Source organism: Kribbella kalugense (assembly GCF_004365875.1).
GTDB classification, from domain to species: Bacteria; Actinomycetota; Actinomycetes; order Propionibacteriales; family Kribbellaceae; genus Kribbella; species Kribbella kalugense.
In genome coordinates this window covers 936447-953929 of sequence record NZ_SODF01000002.1, presented here as the reverse complement: position 1 = coordinate 953929, position 17483 = coordinate 936447, and the positions used below count along the sequence as shown (strand labels likewise).

The 17483-nt window shown below is 67.3% G+C and carries 18 protein-coding genes; 14 read left to right on the top strand and 4 right to left on the bottom strand.

The features are described from left to right. Positions 1-61 precede the first annotated feature (61 nt). Both EV650_RS22225 and EV650_RS22220 read left to right on the top strand, forming a co-directional pair. On the top strand, positions 62-499 hold the full coding sequence (locus EV650_RS22225; protein ID WP_238174374.1) for an Lrp/AsnC family transcriptional regulator: 438 nt from the start codon (positions 62-64) through the stop codon (positions 497-499). A 77-nt stretch (positions 500-576) separates the two neighbouring features. Then, positions 577-1788, top strand: a complete 1212-nt coding sequence (locus EV650_RS22220; RefSeq protein ID WP_134120959.1) for a pyrophosphate--fructose-6-phosphate 1-phosphotransferase — start codon at positions 577-579, stop codon at positions 1786-1788. Here EV650_RS22220 and EV650_RS22215 read toward each other — a convergent pair. Both EV650_RS22215 and EV650_RS22210 read right to left on the bottom strand, forming a co-directional pair. Next, positions 1779-2027: an arsenate reductase/protein-tyrosine-phosphatase family protein gene (locus EV650_RS22215; protein ID WP_238174572.1), complete on the bottom strand. Its 249-nt coding sequence runs from the start codon at positions 2025-2027 to the stop codon at positions 1779-1781. The two genes, EV650_RS22220 and EV650_RS22215, sit on opposite strands and share 10 nt — an antisense overlap. Positions 2028-2061: 34 nt before the next feature. Beyond that, a complete protein-coding gene (locus EV650_RS22210) occupies positions 2062-2448 on the bottom strand; it encodes a phage holin family protein (protein WP_134120957.1) in 387 nt (128 codons plus the stop codon). 198 nt (positions 2449-2646) lie between these two features. Between EV650_RS22210 and EV650_RS22205 the strand changes: the two genes are divergently transcribed. The 8 genes from EV650_RS22205 to EV650_RS22170 all read left to right on the top strand — a co-directional run bounded on the left by EV650_RS22205 (position 2647) and on the right by EV650_RS22170 (position 11501). Continuing rightward, on the top strand, positions 2647-3657 hold the full coding sequence (locus tag EV650_RS22205) for a DUF5005 domain-containing protein (protein ID WP_202874815.1): 1011 nt from the start codon (positions 2647-2649) through the stop codon (positions 3655-3657). After that, positions 3654-4361, top strand: coding sequence for a FadR/GntR family transcriptional regulator (locus EV650_RS22200; RefSeq protein ID WP_202874813.1), 708 nt, complete (start codon positions 3654-3656; stop codon positions 4359-4361). Before EV650_RS22205 ends, EV650_RS22200 begins: the two co-directional genes overlap by 4 nt. Positions 4362-4378: 17 nt before the next feature. Continuing rightward, complete coding sequence (locus EV650_RS22195) at positions 4379-5665, top strand: ABC transporter substrate-binding protein (RefSeq protein WP_134120956.1); 1287 nt, start codon at positions 4379-4381, stop codon at positions 5663-5665. Then, positions 5662-6588 carry a carbohydrate ABC transporter permease gene (locus tag EV650_RS22190; protein ID WP_238174373.1) on the top strand — a complete coding sequence of 309 codons (927 nt, stop codon included), beginning with the start codon at positions 5662-5664 and terminating at the stop codon, positions 6586-6588. The genes EV650_RS22195 and EV650_RS22190 overlap by 4 nt, the downstream gene beginning before the upstream one ends. After that, complete coding sequence (locus EV650_RS22185; RefSeq protein ID WP_134120955.1) at positions 6575-7384, top strand: carbohydrate ABC transporter permease; 810 nt, start codon at positions 6575-6577, stop codon at positions 7382-7384. The genes EV650_RS22190 and EV650_RS22185 overlap by 14 nt, the downstream gene beginning before the upstream one ends. Before the next feature lie 11 nt (positions 7385-7395). Continuing rightward, positions 7396-8142: an SDR family NAD(P)-dependent oxidoreductase gene (locus EV650_RS22180; RefSeq protein ID WP_134120954.1), complete on the top strand. Its 747-nt coding sequence runs from the start codon at positions 7396-7398 to the stop codon at positions 8140-8142. After that, positions 8139-9353 (top strand): enolase C-terminal domain-like protein, encoded by a 1215-nt coding sequence (locus EV650_RS22175; protein WP_134120953.1) that lies wholly within the window; start codon positions 8139-8141, stop codon positions 9351-9353. The genes EV650_RS22180 and EV650_RS22175 overlap by 4 nt, the downstream gene beginning before the upstream one ends. Positions 9354-9467: 114 nt before the next feature. Continuing rightward, the gene (locus tag EV650_RS22170) at positions 9468-11501 is read left to right on the top strand and encodes a glucosidase family protein (RefSeq protein WP_134120952.1); all 2034 of its coding nucleotides are present in this window, start codon (positions 9468-9470) and stop codon (positions 11499-11501) included. Between the two features lies 1 nt (position 11502). Here EV650_RS22170 and EV650_RS22165 read toward each other — a convergent pair whose 3' ends face one another. Next, on the bottom strand, positions 11503-12171 hold the full coding sequence (locus EV650_RS22165; RefSeq protein WP_134120951.1) for a GntR family transcriptional regulator: 669 nt from the start codon (positions 12169-12171) through the stop codon (positions 11503-11505). A 172-nt stretch (positions 12172-12343) separates the two neighbouring features. Here EV650_RS22165 and EV650_RS22160 point away from each other — a divergent pair, with 172 nt between their 5' ends. Then, positions 12344-13969: a phage tail tip lysozyme gene (locus tag EV650_RS22160; RefSeq protein ID WP_134120950.1), complete on the top strand. Its 1626-nt coding sequence runs from the start codon at positions 12344-12346 to the stop codon at positions 13967-13969. Between the two features lie 18 nt (positions 13970-13987). Next, positions 13988-14608, top strand: coding sequence for a peptidase associated/transthyretin-like domain-containing protein (locus tag EV650_RS22155; protein ID WP_134120949.1), 621 nt, complete (start codon positions 13988-13990; stop codon positions 14606-14608). Between the two features lie 3 nt (positions 14609-14611). Here EV650_RS22155 and EV650_RS22150 read toward each other — a convergent pair whose 3' ends face one another. After that, a complete protein-coding gene (locus EV650_RS22150) occupies positions 14612-15484 on the bottom strand; it encodes a dimethylarginine dimethylaminohydrolase family protein (protein WP_134120948.1) in 873 nt (290 codons plus the stop codon). Between the two features lie 155 nt (positions 15485-15639). Between EV650_RS22150 and hisC the strand changes: the two genes are divergently transcribed. Both hisC and EV650_RS22140 read left to right on the top strand, forming a co-directional pair. Beyond that, on the top strand, positions 15640-16719 hold the full coding sequence (hisC, locus tag EV650_RS22145) for a histidinol-phosphate transaminase (protein WP_134120947.1): 1080 nt from the start codon (positions 15640-15642) through the stop codon (positions 16717-16719). Further along, complete coding sequence (locus EV650_RS22140; protein WP_134120946.1) at positions 16720-17430, top strand: SDR family NAD(P)-dependent oxidoreductase; 711 nt, start codon at positions 16720-16722, stop codon at positions 17428-17430. It begins immediately after the preceding gene. Positions 17431-17483: the final 53 nt, after the last annotated feature.

Below are 17483 nucleotides of genomic sequence, written 5' to 3'. Positions count from 1 at the left end.
GCGAGTTTCCATGGCAGATCGGAGCCTAGGAGGCATTTTGCTTACCGAAACGAAAAGCCAAGTGCTGGATGATCTCAATAATCGGATCCTGGATGAGCTGACTGCGGATCCTCGGCTGCGGACCACCGAGCTCGCCCGCCGGCTCGGGGTGTCCACGCCGACGGTTCGGGAGCGGGTTACGCGGCTGGAGGAGTCGGGCGTGATCCGTGGGTACCGCCTCGACGTCGACCCGGCTGCGCTCGGCCTGCCGGTTGCGGCCTGGGTGCGGCTGCGTCCCGGACCGAACCAGATCCCGAAGATCATCGAGCTGGCCGGCCGTACGCCGGAGGTCGTCGAGTGCCACCGGATCTCCGGTGAGGACTGCTTCCTGATGCGCGTCCAGGTCGCCGAGATCGCTGCCCTCGAGGACGTCCTGGACAAGTTCTTGGTGCACGGGCAGACGACGAGTTCGTTCATCGTCTCCACACCGGTGCCGCCGCGATCAGTCCCGCTCAGGTAGCCCCGACCACTCCCCATGGTGGTCTCCATCACTAGTCTGGGGGCGACTTCAGCGACGCTCCCGGAAGGACCTGGACCATGGCTGCCGACTCGTCTGTCCGCAGAGTTGCCCTGCTCACCGCCGGCGGGCTCGCGCCCTGCCTGTCATCCGCCGTCGGCGGGCTGATCGAGCGCTACACGGAGGTGGCGCCCGACGTCGAGATCATCGCCTACCTGAACGGGTACCACGGTCTGCTCAGCGGCCGGTTCCTCGAGGTGACGCCGGAGGTGCGGGAGAAGGCGTCCCTGCTGCACAAGTTCGGCGGCAGCCCGATCGGCAACAGCCGGGTGAAGCTGACCAACACCGCGGACCTGGTCAAGCGCGGCCTGATCCAGGACGGGCAGAACGCCCTCCAGGTCGCCGCCGAGCGGCTGGTCGCGGACGGTGTCGACGTACTGCACACCATCGGCGGTGACGACACGAATACGACCGCTGCGGACCTGGCGGCGTACCTGCACGAGCACGACTACGACCTGACCGTGGTCGGCCTGCCGAAGACCATCGACAACGACGTGATCCCGATCCGGCAGAGCCTGGGCGCGTGGACCGCGGCCGAGCAGGGCGCGCTGTTCGCCCGCAACATCATCGGCGAGCACAGCTCGAATCCGCGGATGCTGATCGTCCACGAGGTGATGGGCCGGAACTGCGGATGGTTGACCGCGGCAACGGCCCAGGCGTACCAGCAGTGGGTCGACGAGCAGGAGTGGAACCCGGGCATCGGCCTGGACAAGGGCGGCTGGTCGGTGCACGCGGTGTACGTGCCGGAGGCAACGATCGATCTGGACGCGGAGGCGGAGCGGCTGCGGAAGGTGATGGACGAGGAGGACTGCGTCAACATCTTCCTGTCCGAGGGCGCCGGCGTGCCGTCGATCGTGGCCGAGCTGGAGGCTCGCGGTGAGGACGTCCCGCGCGACCCGTTCGGGCACGTCAAGCTGGACACGATCAACCCGGGCGCCTGGTTCGCGAAGCAGTTCGCGGAGCGGATCGGCGCCGAGAAGACGATGGTGCAGAAGAGCGGGTACTTCAGCCGCTCGGCCGCGTCCAACGACCGCGACCTCGCCCTGATCAAGGAGTGCACCGACTACGCCGTCGACGCGGCGCTGCGCGGTGAGAGCGGTGTCGTCGGCCACGACGAGGAGCGCGGCGACGAGCTGCGCGCGATCGAGTTCCCGCGGATCGCCGGCGGCAAGGAGTTCGACCCGACCGTCGACTGGTTCACCGGCCTGAAGTCGGAGATCGGTCAGGCCTGAGAACTGAGGCGGCCGACCCACTGGTCGGCCGCCTTCTCTATCTGCGCAAGGACTTCGTCGAAGCCGTCGTCCCCGCCGTAGTACGGATCCGGTACGTCGTCTGCCGCGAACAGCCGCGCCTCGCCGCCGAGCGTCGCAAGGTGACCCGAGTCCATCGCCAGGACCAGGTCCCGGTCCCAGTTCCGCCGGAACTGACGGGCCCGGTGCGTGCTGCCGTCGTACCCGCGTCGGGGCGCCAGATGTTCCCGGTGCAGACGATCTCGACGTGCTGCACTAGTGGACTTCGGCCTTCTCCGGGAGGACGGCGTTGATGATCATGCCGACGACGGTGATGATCAGCGCGCCGAACAGCGCGGCCCAGAAGCCGGCGACGTGGAACTGGACGTCGAGCTTGCCGGTGATCCAGGACGTCAGCCACAGCATCAGGGCGTTGATCACGAAGGTCAGCAGACCGAGGGTGAGGATCAGCAGCGGGAAGGACAGCACCTTCACGACTGGCTTCACGATCGCGTTCACGATCCCGAAGATCGCGGCCACGATCAGCAGCGTGAGCACCCGTCGGCTGGTGGTCGCGCCCTGCAGGGTGATGCCGGAGACGAGCCAGCTCGCCGCCGCCAGCGCGACCGCGTTGGCCAGCAACCTGATGATCAAGTTCTTCATGCCCCGATCCTCCCACTCACCCGGTAGCACCAAGCTCGGTACACACCCTGATCCAACCCTGGCACTTGACAGGGAAAATGACCAAGTGATCTGATCATTTTCATGTCACGCCCACTGGTTGCGGTTGTCGCGTTGTCTCTCACGGCAGCAGGTCTTGGTGTTCCTGCCGCCTCCGCCACCCCTTCGAGCTGCAGCGCCGTGCGGACCAATTGGACCGCTCAGACGACGCCGCACGTCGCGCCCGAGGGGCTCCTGAACGCGTACAGCAACACCGGGAAGGGGTGGACGGGAGCGGACAGCACCTACTCCGTCTCGCTCAGCGGTGGGCGTACGGCGTGGATCTTCTCCGACACGTTCCTCGGCCCGGTGAACCCGGACGGCAGTCGCCCGACGACAGCGCCGTTCGTCAACAACTCGATCGTGGTCCAGCACGGCAGTCAGCTGAAGACGGTCACCGGCGGTACGGCGACCAGCCCGACGGCACTCATCCCGCCGCCGTCCGACGGCTGGTACTGGATCGGAGCCGCCCAGACCAGCCACGGCGGCCGCGACCTCGACGTGACGGCGCTCCGCTTCGTGAAGACCGGGACAGGTCAGTGGGACTGGCACTGGGCCAGCAACTACCTCGCCCGGTTCGACAGCAAGACCTTCAAGCTCAAGAGCCTCACGCCGATCCCGTCCGCGGCGAACGTGCAGTGGTCCGGCTGGCTGCTGCGGGACCACGGGTACACCTACATCTACGGCGTCGAGGACCTGGGCTCCTCGAAGTACCAGCACGTCGCCAGGGTTCGTGGTGACGACCTGACCGCGAAGCCGTGGGAGTACTGGACCGGCTCCAGTTGGTCGTCCGACGAGGCCGCGTCGGCCCGGGTGCTCGAGGGCGTGGCCAACGAGCACAGCGTTACCAACTTCAAGGACGGCTATCTGCTGGTCACGCACGACACCACAGAGCTGTTCAGCAAGCGCGTCGTCGGGTACTTCTCCTGCTCGCCGACAGGTCCGTGGGTGAAGCCGGTCGAGATGTACCAGACGCCGGAGACCAGCGGGAACATCATCACCTACAACTCCCACGAGCACCCGGAGCTGCGTCGCGGCAACGAGCTCCTGGTCAGCTACAACGTCAACAGCCTCGTCAGCGACGATCTGTACGGCGACGTGAGCATCTACCGGCCGCGGTTCCTGTCGGTCACTCTGGCGGCTGCCAAGTGAGTACGTCGGGTGGCGTCGTACGCCGGAGTCTGCTGGACGATCTGGCGACATCGATGCTCGCGTTGATCGCCGACCGGAAGCTGTCGGTCGGCGACCAGTTCGAGTCCGTACGGTCGCTGGCCGAGCGGTTCAAGGTCGCCGTACCCACCGTCCGGGAGGCGCTCCGTCGACTGGAGGCAACCGGTGCTGTGGAGCTCCGGCACGGCTCTGGGGTGTACGTCGGTCCTAACGTCGGCCGGCTCGTCCTGGCGAACCCCCTGGCGCTGGCACCGAGTGCGGACCGTTTGGTCGAGCTACTGCAGGCACGCGCACTGATCGAGCCACCTGTTGCAGCACTGGCCGCCAACACGCGCGATGCGGCCGCACTCGAGCAGATGGCGCGGGACCTTGCCACTGCGGCCGAGCTGATCGCTTCCGGCGACCATGCCCGGCTGGCCGAGGTGAACATGGACTTCCACCGCTCACTGGCACAGGCGTCCGGCAACGCCACCCTGGCCGAGGTGGTCGAGTCGGTGACCGTCGTGAACGCACGGGAGCAGCTGGAGATCCTGCACATCCACGGCGACCGGCAGGCCGACCTGGACGAGCACCGCGCGATCTACGACGCAGTCCAGTCCGGCGACTCAGACCTCGCCGAACTGCTCACCCGCGAGCACCTCGACGGCGTACTGGCCGTCATCAACCAACGACTTCAGCATCCCTGAGCTGGAAGGACGCACCAATGCAACGCAATATCAACCGCAAGGCGCTGGCTGCCCTGGTGATCGCCGGCACGCTTGCACTGTCCGCCTGTGGAGGCGGCGGCGCAGCGGGTGCCGCCAAGAGCGGCGCTGACAAGCCGGTCGACTCGCTGAAGTTCTACAACGACAAGGGTGGTTGGAAGGACGCGTTCACCCAGGTCGGTGCGGCGAGTAAGAAGGACATCGGCGTCGGGATGGAGCCGGTCGGGTACTCCGACTCGAACACCTACACCGCGTTCATCCGGTCCTCGTTCCGGACCAAGGAGAAGGCGGACCTGTTCAGCTGGCACACCGGCAAGGAGCTTCAGGATCTGGTGGACCAGAAGCTCGTCGCCGAGACCACCGACCAGTGGACCAAGGCGATTGCCGACGGCAACGTCCCGGCCCAGCTGAAGCAGTACTTCACCTACGACGACAAGCAGTACTGCGTCCCGCTGAACGCCGGCTACTGGGTGATGTACTACAACAAGGCCGTCTTCAAGAAGGCCGGCATCACCGAGAAGCCGAAGACGTGGGCCGAGCTGACCCAGGCCGCCGACAAGGTCAAGGCGATCGGCGTGAAGCCGTTCTACCAGACCAACATCCTGTTCTCGTTCGTCTGGTTCGAGACGCTGCTGGCCGGCAAGGACCCGGACCTCTACGACCGGCTCGCGGCCGGCAAGGCGAAGTACACCGATCCTGGCGTGGTCGACGTGATGAACGAGTGGAAGAAGATGATCGACGCCGGGTACTTCAGTGACCCGGGGTCGAAGACCGAGCCGCAGGCGCAGCTGAAGAACGGCGACGTCGCGATGATCAACTTCGGCACCTGGTTCAGCGGCAACCTGAACACGCTGAAGATGAAGGCCGGCACCGACTACGACTTCTTCGTGATCCCGAACGTGAACCCGGCCCTGCCGAAGACGTCGATGATCTTCGAGACCGGCCCGGTCTGCTCGGCTGCGGCGAGTGACCACGCCTCGACGGTGAAGAAGTGGACCGACTGGTGGGTCACGCCGCAGGCGCAGACCGCCTGGGCGAACTCCCGCGGCGACCTGTCGTTCAACCCGAAGGCCGAGGTCAAGGACCCGGGCCTGGCGACGCTGAACAAGGACGTCGGCGGCGACGGGTACCGGCTGATCAACAGGTGGTTCGAAGCGACGCCCGTACCCGTTGCGAACAAGGCACTCGAGGTGTTCGGCGCGTTCGTGACCAAGCCGGGTGACCCGATGCCGGGCCTGCAGAAGATCCAGGCCGAGGCGGACGCGTACTGGGCCAAGCAGAAGTGACTTCCACGATCGAGCGGCCGCCGGTCAAGGTCCGGGCGAGCAGTCAGCGCCCGGATCGGACCGGCGCCCGGATGGCGCCGCTGTTCGGGCTGCCTGCCGCCGCGGTGGTCGCACTGCTGCTGTACCTGCCGTTCCTGTGGACGACGTACGTCAGCTTCACGCAGTACGACGGGTTGGCGTCGCCGGCGTGGTCCGGGCTGGCCAACTACAAGGCGATGTTCAGCGACCCCGATCTGGTCGGGGCACTGGTCAACACGCTGCTGTGGGTCGTCGGAATGGTCACGCTGCCGGTAGCGCTCGGCCTACTGGTCGCCGTACTGACGTATGGACACAAGTGGGGCACGTGGTTGCGGCTGCCGTTCCTGCTGCCGTATGCGATCTCCGGTGTGGCCGTCGGCGTCATCTGGGGCTTTGTCCTGCAGCCGGACGGCGCACTGGGTCAGGCGCTCGGGTTCTTCGGGCTGCCGGGTGCGCACACCGGATGGCTGCAGGCTGGTCCGGGCAACACGCTGATGATGATCGTGGCGGTCACCTGGCAGGCGGCCGGCGTGAACGCGCTGCTGTTCGTCGTCGGGCTGCAGTCGATCCCGGCTGAGCCGCTCGAGGCGGCCAAGCTGGATGGAGCGGAAGGGTTCAGTCTCTTCCGGCATCACCTGTGGCCGCAGCTCCGGCCGATCACCACAGTGGTCATCGGACTGTCGATCGTGGGCAGCCTGAAGACGTTCGACGTGGTGTGGGTGATGACGCAGGGCGGCCCGGGTACGTCGTCCGAGACGTTGGCGCTGTCGATGTACAAGGAGACGTTCGTGCTGAACGACTACGGCCAGGGTGCGGCGATCGCGCTGTTCCTGAGCCTGGTCACCTTCGCGGCCTCGATCCTCTATCTGCGCTACCAGTTGGGGGAATCGCGTGAGCAGGGTTAAGACCGCGGTTCTCGTCGTACTGGGACTGATCTGGCTCGCGCCGGTCTACCTGCTGGTGGTGAACGCGTCCAAGCCGATCGACTCGTACGACGCCAAGACGGTGTGGAAGCCAGCAGGATTCTCGCTGTTCACGAACTTCGGGGACGCGTGGAGCAAGGCCTCGCTCGGCGACACGCTGGTCGCGACCACGATGTACAGCGTGATCGCGCCGGTGCTCGCGGTGCTGATCGGTGCGGCGGCCGGGTACGCGATCGTCGTACTGCGGTTGAAGCGAGGCTTCCTGTGGTTCGTGTTCATCTTCGGCGGGACGATCTTTCCGTTGCAGATGATCCTGATGCCGTTGTTCTCGGGGTATGCGAACTCGGGGCTTTACGACACGCGGGCCGGGATGATCATCGTGTACACCGCGATCAGCGTGCCGTTCTCGGCGTTCGTGATGCGGAACTTCTTCACCGGGATCGCGCGCAGCGTCTTTGAGGCGGCCGTGGTGGACGGCGGCGGGTTGTTCCGGATCTTCCGCAGCATCTACCTGCCGATGGCGGGCGCGGCGCTGGCCGCGATCTTCATCCTGCAGGCGACCTTCGTGTGGAACGACCTGCTGCTGGGGCTGACGCTGAGTCAGTCGGATTCGGTCCGGCCGATCATGCCTGCGCTGACGGGTTTGCAGAGCACGTACGGCGGCGCCGCTCTGCCGACTGTGCTGGCCGGCGGTCTGCTGGTGTCGCTTCCCACCGTGATCTTGTTCCTTGCCGCCCAACGCTTCTTCTCCCGAGGCCTAGCCCTCGGTCAGTTCTGAAAGGGACGTATATGAGTAGCCGCACAGTCGTGATCACCGGTGGTGCTGCCGGGATCGGGCGTGGTGCTGTCGAACGATTTGTCGCCGCGGGGGATCGGGTGTTTGCGCTCGATCGTGATGCTGCAGACCTTGGTGATGGGGTGACCAGCGTTCAGGTAGATGTTTCGGATCGGGCTGCGCTGGCATCTGCAGCGGCCGAGATCGGCGCGGTGGATGCGCTGGTTTGTGCTGCGGGAGTCCAGCGGTACGGGACTGTTGTCGACACCTCACCGGAGATCTTCGACGAGGTGATGGCGATCAACGTCGGCGGCGTGTTCTTCGCCTGCCAGGCGTTCATCCCGAAGCTCCCGCGCGGTGGCAGTGTCGTAGTGGTCTCGTCCGTCCAGGCGTACGCCGCGCAGACGAGCGTCGCGGCGTACTCGATGGGAAAGGGCGCCTTGCTGAGCCTCGTCCGGGCGATGGCCGTCGATCACGCCGCGGACGGGATCCGGGTGAACGCGGTCTGCCCGGGCTCCGTCGACACGCCAATGCTGCGAACGTCCGCCGCGCAGTTCGGTGGCGGGCGGTCGACCGACGAGGTGGTCGCCGAATGGGGCCGGTCGCATCCGCTCGGCCGGGTGGCGACGCCCGGAGAAGTTGCCGAGGTCATCTACTTCCTGTCCTCGCCGGCCGCGTCGTTCGTGACCGGTGCGGATGTGAAGGTCGACGGCGGGCTGACCGCCGGGCTGGCCGTCGTACTGCCGGAGGACGCGAAGTGAAGATCGTCGATATCCGCGCCACCACGGTCACTGTCCCACTCGAGGCGCCGCTACGGCACAGCAACGGAGCGCACTGGGGACGCTTCGTACGGACTGTCGTAGAGGTCGAGGCGGACAACGGGCTGATCGGCCTCGGCGAAATGGGTGGCGGCGGCCAGAGCGCCGAGGCCGCCGTCACCGGGCTGAAGCCGTACCTGCTCGGTCACGACCCGGCGCGCACCGAGGCGTTGCGCTGGATGCTCGCCAACCCGACCGCGAGCCTGTACAACAACCGCACTCAGTTGCTGGCGGCAATCGAGTTCGCCTGCCTCGACCTGCAGGGGCGCGAACTCGGCGTACCGGTGCACGAGCTGCTCGGCGGCAGGGTTCGCGATCGGGTGCCGTTCGCGAGCTACTTGTTCTTCCGGCATCCGAACGACGACGGGACCGGTGAGATCCGGACCGCGGAGCAGTTGGTCGCGCATGCTCGGGAGTTGGTCGACGAGCACGGGTTCAGCGTGCACAAGCTGAAGGGCGGCGTGTTCCCGCCGGACTACGAGCGCGAGGTCTTTCGTGCCTTGGCCGAGGCGTTCCCCGGGCACCGCGTCCGGTTCGACCCGAACGGCGCGTTCAGTGTCGAGGAGGCGATCCGGTTCGCCCGCGGTATCGACGACCTCGACAACGACTACCTCGAGGATCCGACCTGGGGTCTGAACGGGATGCGCCGGGTCCGCGAGAACACTCCGATCCCGCTCGCCACCAACACCGTCGTGGTGAACTTCGAGCAGCTCGCCGCCAACGTTCGTGATCCGGCCGTCGACGTGATCCTGCTCGACACCACCTTCTGGGGTGGCATCCGGCCGTGTATCAAGGCGGCCGGCGTCTGCGAGACGTTCCAGCTCGGCGTCGCCGTGCACTCGTCCGGCGAGCTGGGGATCCAGCTCGCGACGATGCTGCAGCTCGGCGCCGTCGTACCGAACCTGTCGTTCGCGGCGGACGCGCACTACCACCACCTGCGTGACGACATCATTGCCGGCGGCAAGCTTCCGTACGTCGACGGCGCGATCGCCGTACCGGACGCACCCGGGCTGGGTGTCGAGCTGGACCGCGACAAGCTGGCCGAGTACGCCGAACTGTTCCGCGAGCTCGGCCCCTATCCCTACGACCGCGATCCGGCTCGCCCGGACTGGTATCCCCTGCTCCCGAACACCGATTGGGCCGACCCCTCATGACAGTGCTCATGCCGCGCCTCCGGCGCGGCGGGTCATGGGGCTGTAACTCCCGGCCTTCCCTCGTCGTTCCAGTCGCTTCGCTCCTCCACTCCTCAGTCCAGGCCGGGAGGCCCCATGACCATCCCTCGCAGCGCCGACCTGGCCAGCGACGTCCTCACTCATACCTACGACGACATGTTCAACCCGCCCGGGCTGACCAACTTCCTGGGTACGGCGCAGGTCGACCACGACGTCCTCGCGATCCGCAGTGTGAACTTCCCGCCGTACTCACACGGCGACACCATCACCGGCCAGCTGTACGTCGACGGCCGGCTGGCCCGCTCGTACGGCGGGACTGTGGAAGTGGTGTGGCGCCCGGACTGCGTCGTCCGGTCGACCACGGTGGACGGCCTGCACCTGCGGACGACCACTGCGTGCGCACCGGGCCGCCCGGCGGTCGTCGTACAGCTGGAGGTCTCTGGCACTCCCGGACGCACTGTTCGGCTCGGGCTTGCTCTCGAGAGCACGGCGACCCGGTCGGACAAGGGCTGGCTCCGGCCGGAGCCGCCGTCGGAGCCGAACACGTTGCGTGCCGTCGACGGCCGTGTCGTCGGAACGGGGGAGTCCGGGTCCGCAGTGAGTGTGCAGGGCCTGGACGTGCCGGCCGTCGTCGACCGGGCGATGCTGGAGGCAACTGTCGAGCTGGACGACTCCGGGCACGCGCGACTGAACTACGTGCATGTGCTCGCCGGGTCGCTGGAGGAGGCGACCGAGCACTTCGACGTCTGCGTGGCCGACGTACCCGCGGTGCTCGCAGTGGCGGAGGGCGTGTGGGACATGGCGCTGGCCGACGCCTTCGACCCTTCTAGTGAAGGGTTTAGTGGGTCTCTGCCTGTTCTGGAGACGTCTAACGAGGCGCTGCAGAAGCTGTATTGGTGGGGTGTGCTCGGGGTCATCTGGTTCCGGCGGGACAACCCGGCCAGCGTGCTCGGGCGGACGTACGACACGTTGATGCCGCGGTACTGGCAGACCACGACGTTCATCTGGGACTACAGCCTGTCGTCGCTGACCCATGCCCTGCTGGACCCGGAGCCGATGCGGAAGCACATCGAGCACTGGATCGACCTGGACATCCACGAGCACTTCGGTACCGAGTGGCTGACCGGCGGACCGGTCGGGCAGTGGTACTCGGTGAACGACTTCGCGATGACCCGGCTGGTGCGGGACTACGTGCGCTTCACCGGCGACGCTGGGTTCCTGGACGCTCCGGTGGGACCGAAGCAGGTCGGGGAGCACGTGTACGACTGGGCGACCGCGTGGCGCGGCCTGCGCGGCGAGCACGCGCTGGCCGACTACGGCGGCATCGACAACCTGCTGGAGTGCGTCAGCAGCTACGTGCACGAGGTTGCCAGCTTCAACGCCGCCAACGTGTGGTGCATGCGAGTCGCCGCCGAGATCGCAGACCGCTCCGGTGACTCCGACCGTGCCGCCCTGCTGCGCAAGGAGGCGTCCGCGCAAGCCGGCCATGTCAACGAGCTGTACGCCGAGGGCAAGGGCTTCTGGCACGCGCGGCAACCAGACGGGTCACTAGTCCCGGTCCGGCACTGCTACGACTTCAACATCATTGGTACGACGATGCCCGACGACCTGTCGGAGTCGCAGTGTGCCGAGATGGTGTCGTTCTTCCAGCGGGAGCTGCAGACGCCCACCTGGATGCGCGCATTGTCGCCGTACGACGCTGATGCAGCCTTCAGCGTCCGTCCGGACCACCAGTGGAACGGTGCGTACCCGGCCTGGCCGGCGGACGCTGGTCGTGCCCTCTTCGCACTTGGCCGGGGCGACGTACTACTGGACTGGCTGCCCGGTCTGGCGCGTACTGCTAACCAGGGTCCGTGCGGGCAGGCGCACTTCGTCGAGGAGGCGCAGCCGGCGATGGCCGGGGGAGCACGCAAGTCTCCGCCGCAGTTCCCCTACCTGATCGACTGGTCCTGCTCGTCGTCCGGCGCATGGGTCAGCCTGGTCCTGGAGGGCATCTTCGGCATCGAGGTAGCCCTCGACGGCACCGTCACCGCAAACCCCCAGGTCGCAGCCCTAGACCCAGACGCCCGACTGACCGGTCTCCGAGTCGGCACAACGACGTACGACGTCACCGCCGACGGACTGGTCTGAGTCAGCTCGGGGGCATCGCGATGGCTTCGAGGAGGGACTCCTCGGCGCCGGCCAGGTGACGGCGGAGCTCCTCGACGCATTCGTCGAGCTCGCCGCGCTCGAGGAGGCGGATGAGCTTGCGGTGGGACGCGACCTGTTGGCGCGCGTCCTGCCGCAGCGCGTCCACCCGCGCCAGGGCGAGCCGCGCCTCGCCGGTGATCGAGTCGGCGGTGGCGATCAGCCGCTCGCTGCCGGTCAACGCGACCAGGCTGCGGTGGATGGTGAGGTGCGTCTCGGTCAAGGCCTCCGGGTCGGCGCCGTCCTTGGCGGTGGCGGCGAACACCCGCATCGCCTCCCGGACCCGCTCTCGGGCCGCCTCGTCGGCATCGAACCAGGCCCGGATACCGGCCGACTCCAGGACGAACCTGGCCCTGCAGATGTCCGCCACCGCGTCGGGGTGCAGGATCGCGACGCTGACACCCTTGTTCGGCTCGCGGACCGCGAGGCCCTCGGTGACCAGCATGGTCATCGCCTCACGGATCGTGCTCCGGGCGACCCCCAGTGCCTCGGCCAGCGGCTGCTCCCGGAGCGGCGTACCCGGCTCCAGGTCACCCGCGAACAGGGCGGCACGAAGCGCGTCGACCACCCGGTCCACCGTGGTCGAGCGGTCCACCCGCAGCCGTTCGTACATGGGCTGATTCTCGTCCAGTCCCGCCCCGTTGTCGCGCCCGCCCCGCCCTGGCTGCCCGGCCTGTGGATAACTTCCGACATGATGACCCGGTTTTCGGGCAACATTTGCTCAGTGGCCGCCCCTCTCCGCGGACCGGCGCGGGAGTCCACTCGAATGAGCGAGGAGCACGATTGTGGGAGCCAGCAAAGTGCTGCCGATCGTCGGCGGATTCCTGTTGTTGCTGTTCCTCCCGCTGCTGATCGTCCTGGTGCTCCTGCTCGGCGTGCTGTCCGGCACCTCCGAGGCCGCGGCGCAGTGCACGACCAGCGCTCCGGACCAGGCGATGTTCGGCTGGCCGACCGACCAGCACAAGATCGACCAGGACTGGGCCGAGGCAGACCCGGATGCGGGCACCGAGGCGCACCACGCGTGGGACTTCAAGGTGCCCGAGGAGAGCAAGGTCTACGCGTCCATCGACGGCAAGATCTCGTACGCCAAGGGCGATGACATCCGGATCCGGAACGAGAACGTCGAGGTCCGGTACAAGTTCATCCATTTCTTCCGCGGGCTCGGCGACACGGTCAAGCGCGGCGACCAGATCGGCACCTCGGGCTCCGGCGACGAGAGTCTGCCTGGTCTGAGCGGCGCCCACGTGCACTTCGAGATGTGGGTCGACAAGGAGAGCAACGGCGACTGGTCCACCCAGAAGCCCGAGAGCAACCCGTTCGAAGCCGACACCTCCGACTCCGGGGGCGGCGGCTGCAGTTGCGCTACCACCGACCTCGACGGCGCCAACGCCCAGCAGCAGGCCTTCAACTACTTCGTCCAGAACGGATGGAGCAAGGAACAGGCCGCCGGCATCGTCGGCAACATGATCAGCGAGTCGGGCGTCGATCCGCTGAAGCTGAACGACGGCACACCCACCGGAACCAAGACCCAACCGGCCGATGCGATCAGCAAGCCGGGGGCCTGGGGTCTCGTCCAGTGGTATCCGGGCAAGAAGATGATCCAGCCGTCCCGCGACGCCGGCGTCGACGACAAGACCATCGGTTCCCTGGCGTATCAGCTCGACTTCGTCAACAAGCAGATCAACGGCAAGGGTCCGCTGCCGGAGCCGGCCGTCGGGCCCGCTCTGCGCGCGACGAAGACGCCCGAGGACGCCGCCTTCACGTTCGCCTCGAAGTTCGAGCGGTTCACCCTCAATCCGAACGACCCCGAGTACGACCGGCGGAGGGCGAACGCGAGGCACGTGTTCGACACGTTCGCGGCTTCGGCCCCGGCGCAGGGCAAGCCGGGTGACACGAGCGGCTGCGGTGCCGGTAGCGGCAACATCGCCATGGTCGCCAAGAACCTCGCGTGGCCGCAGGGGCCGCATGCGCACTGGAGCGTCGATGCGAGCGCGGCCAAGCCCGAGTACGTGGAAGCGATGGCGAAGTACAACGACGGCCCCAACGGTCAGACTCCGTACAGTGACTGCGGGCGCTTCGTCGCGACCGTGCTGCACATGAGCGGCGCCGACCCGAAGTTCCCGAACGTGTACACGCCCACCCAGCGGCAGTACATGCTGGACCACCCGGAGATCTACGACCATTGGGAGTCGACGCCACCGGGCGGGATGAAGCCAGGTGACATCCTGAACGGACCGGGCCACACGTACCTGTATGTCGGTCCGTGGGGCGACGGCAACGGGTGGAACTCGGCGGCCGGGTCGCTCGGCCAGCACGTCCCGACCGCGGACAATCTGTACGGCGTGGGACCCAGTGGTTTCTGGGTGTTCCGGGTCAAGGGCGGGACCACACCGACGACGACGGCGAACTGAGTAAGGACGGTTGCAGGCATGCTTGAGGAGAACCGGCGATCGTTCCTGATCGGCGCAGTCGCGCTCGCGGTGATCGTCGTACTGATCGGCGGCATCCTGCTCCTCCGCGGCGCGGGCGGCGACCAGACGAAGCTCGTCGTGCAGTCGATCCCGGGCGACCTGACGCTGACCCTGGACGGACACGAGATCCCGGCGAACGGCGAGGTCAACGTCAAGCCCGGCGAGCACACCCTGGCGGGCTCGCGCCGGGGTTTCCAGAGCTACTCCACGACGATCACTGCGGCCGGCGACGCGGTCAGCTACAACATGTACCTCTACGCCAACAGCGCGGAGGGCCGGCAGTGGGCCAAGACGAACCCCGAGCAGGAGCTGCAACTGGAGCAGGAGGCCGGTAAACGCTTCGACGAGATGAACGACCGGCTGCGGGCCAAGTACCCGGTCATCAGCCAGCTTCCGTACATCGGCGACGGCTTCGAGGCGACCCAGGCCGCATCCAAGACCGACCCGAAGAACCCCGAAGCCATCTCGGTCGCCGTGGAGGTCTACGCCGCCACGGGTAAAGAGAAAGCCCTGCAATGGATCCAGAGCAACGGCTGGGACCCTGACACCCTCGACCTGATCTGGACCACTGGCAAGTAGTCGTCAGGCGGGGAGGACCAGCTCTCCGCCTGGGACGGTGATCGGAGCCAGTGGGAAGTCCAGTGGGTTCGTGAGGCAGCGGGCCGAGCCGCCGCCCTTGTGGAACTCGGTCAGGTCCAGGACGACGACCCGCAGGCCGAGACCGGTGAAGATGTCCCGCAGCCGCGGTGAGCAGGCCGGCATGATGATCGTCTCGCCGACCACGATCGAGTTCGCGCTGAACGCGAACGCCTCCTCGTCGGTCAGCACGATCGGCTCCGGGACGATCCCGGACAGCTCCGCCTGGCTGGCGGCGTCGAACGCCGGCGGGTAGACCATCGCGTGCGTGCTGTCCACCGGGCAGAACGGCAGGTCGAGGTGGTACATCCCCTCGTGCGCGATCCGCAGCCCACGGACCCGGATGTCCCACCCGGTCGCCAGGTGCTTGAGCGCGTCAGCCTCCGTCCGCGGTCCGTACCCGACGACCAGGCTGTCGCCGTACACGAACGCGTCGCCGGACTCGAAGTGCGGACCGACGCCCTCGCCGCCGGTCCGGTCGAGCCGGAACCCGTTCCCGGTGAACCACTCCGCCGCGCTCACCGACTCCTTGCGGCGAGGTTCGAAGCGCATGTGCGAGAGCATCGCGCGACCGTCCGCGGCGGCCAGCCCGAGGTTCATCGCGTAGACCATGTCGGGTGAGTCCGGGCGCTGCGCCAGTACGTCGACCATGCCGCCGGCGTCGATGATCGCCTGCCGCAGTGAGTCCCACTGCTTCAGCGCCAGCGCCGGGTCGGGCTGGTCCTGCGTCGACATGTACGGGTTGATCACGTAGTCGATCCGGAAGTGGTCCGGCCGGACCATCAGATAGCGACGACCCCACTCCAGCGGCTGTCCCATGACACCCTCCCTGACCCGTTGAGACCCAGTGTAGATCTCCTGATTGTCCGACAATCAGTCAGTTTGAGGCTCGACGTACTCGGAGTCAAACGATGTGCGCGAGGTCGCTCCGGCGAGGGTGGTTCTGGGGTTGGGGTAAGGACTAACCTGCGGACATGACCCCTGACAACGAGGTTCGATTTCGCGCCTGCCTGGACGACGTCGCGGCTTACAAGCCGGGCCGTCCGCCGGCGCGCACCGACGGCCGACCGACGTACAAGTTGTCCAGCAACGAGAACCCGTACCCGCCGCTCCCGGGTGTGCTCGCCGCCGCGACCGCGGCCGCGGCCGAGATGAACCGGTACCCGGACATGGGTGCCGTCGACCTGCTCGAGGCGCTGTCGGACCGGTTCGGCGTACCGGTGAGCGATCTCGCGGTCGGGACCGGATCGGTCGCGCTGCTCTACCACCTGCTGCAGGCGACGGTTACGGCCGGTGACGAGGTGATCTACGCCTGGCGATCGTTCGAGGCGTACCCGATCGCGGTGCAGCTGACCGGCGCCACGTCCGTCCAGGTGCCGCTGACCGCCGACGCCCGCCACGACCTCAAGGCGATGGAGGCCGCGATCATCGACCGCACCAAGGTCGTGGTGGTCTGTACGCCGAACAACCCGACCGGACCGGTCGTCCGCCGGGACGAGTTGATCGCCTTCCTGGACGCCGTACCGCGCAATGTCCTGGTCGTGATCGACGAGGCGTACCGCGAGTTCGTCCGGGAGACCGACGTCGTCGACGGTGTCGACCTGTACCGCGACCGGCCGAACGTGCTGGTACTGCGGACGTTCTCGAAGGCCTACGGTCTGGCCGGGTTCCGGGTCGGGTACGCGATCGGGCACCCGGACGTGGTCGCCGCGATCCGGAAGTGCGCGCTGCCGTTCGGGGTCAGCTACGTCGCGCAGGCGGCCGCGATCGCGTCCCTGGCCGTCGAGGACGAGCTCCTCGAGCGGGTCGACGCGCTGATCGTCGAGCGGACCCGCGTGGTCGGCGAACTGCGTGCGGCCGGCTGGGACGTACCCGAGTCGGAGACCAACTTCGTCTGGCTCGACCTGGGCGAGGACACCGTGAAGTTCGCCGAGGCCGTCCAGGCCGAGGGCGTCTCCGTCCGCGCGTTCCCCGGCGAAGGCGTCCGCGTCACCATCGGCGAACCCGAAGCCAACAACCTCTTCCTCAAGGTCGCCCGCACCTGGTCCCGCTGAGTGAGTGCACTCGTCTGGATCTCTGGAGCCTCGGCTGGGATCGGCGCCGCCCTCGCTGCGGCAGTGCCGTTCCCGGACGCCAGAGTCATCGACATCTCCCGCCGAGGTGGTACGCCGAACCACCTCAAGGCGGACCTCTCGGACCCCGCCGATTGGATCCGTGTCGAGGACCACTTCACCCAGGAGTTGGCGGCGTACGACGGAGAGCGGGTCGTCTTCATCCACAATGCGGGCACCATCACCCCCATCGGGCCCGCTGGCGGCACCGACCCGGACGCCTATGCGAGAGCAGTCCTGCTGAACTCGGCCGCCCCGCAGGTCCTGGGTGCGGCGTTCCTGCGTGCCTCCGCCCACCTCGCCTGCGAGCGTCACCTCGTGATGCTCTCCTCCGGCGCGGCCAAGACCGCGTACGCCGGCTGGTCGTCGTACAACGCCGGCAAAGCAGCCGTAGAGCAGTGGGTCCGCACCGTAGGTCAGGAACAGCCCGTCGATGGTTGCCGCGTCATCGCGGTGGCCCCAGGCGTAGTAGACACCGGCATGCAGGCGGAAATCCGCGCCACCGACGAGGAGTCGTTCCCCGCCGTAGCCCGCTTCCACGCTCTTGAAGAGTCCGGTGCCCTGACGACGCCAGAGGACGCAGCCGCCGGCATCTGGTCGCTGCTGTCTCGCGACCTTCCCAACGGCTCCTGCGTCGACCTCCGCGACCTCTGAACGGCGCCAGATAGACGGCGGCAGACGTGAAGCGGCGCCGGGAGGAGTGAGGC

Bases quoted from the DNA above. Each gene is read 5' to 3' on its own strand.
- EV650_RS22220 (WP_134120959.1), top strand. From the start codon at position 577: ATGGCTGCCGACTCGTCTGTCCGCAGAGTTGCCCTGCTCACCGCCGGC.
- EV650_RS22195 (WP_134120956.1), top strand. From the start codon at position 4,379: ATGCAACGCAATATCAACCGCAAGGCGCTGGCTGCCCTGGTGATCGCC.
- EV650_RS22150 (WP_134120948.1), bottom strand. From the start codon at position 15,484: ATGGGACAGCCGCTGGAGTGGGGTCGTCGCTATCTGATGGTCCGGCCG.
- EV650_RS22155 (WP_134120949.1), top strand. From the start codon at position 13,988: ATGCTTGAGGAGAACCGGCGATCGTTCCTGATCGGCGCAGTCGCGCTC.
- EV650_RS22170 (WP_134120952.1), top strand. From the start codon at position 9,468: ATGACCATCCCTCGCAGCGCCGACCTGGCCAGCGACGTCCTCACTCAT.
- EV650_RS22180 (WP_134120954.1), top strand. From the start codon at position 7,396: ATGAGTAGCCGCACAGTCGTGATCACCGGTGGTGCTGCCGGGATCGGG.
- hisC (WP_134120947.1), top strand. From the start codon at position 15,640: ATGACCCCTGACAACGAGGTTCGATTTCGCGCCTGCCTGGACGACGTC.
- EV650_RS22210 (WP_134120957.1), bottom strand. From the start codon at position 2,448: ATGAAGAACTTGATCATCAGGTTGCTGGCCAACGCGGTCGCGCTGGCG.
- EV650_RS22165 (WP_134120951.1), bottom strand. From the start codon at position 12,171: ATGTACGAACGGCTGCGGGTGGACCGCTCGACCACGGTGGACCGGGTG.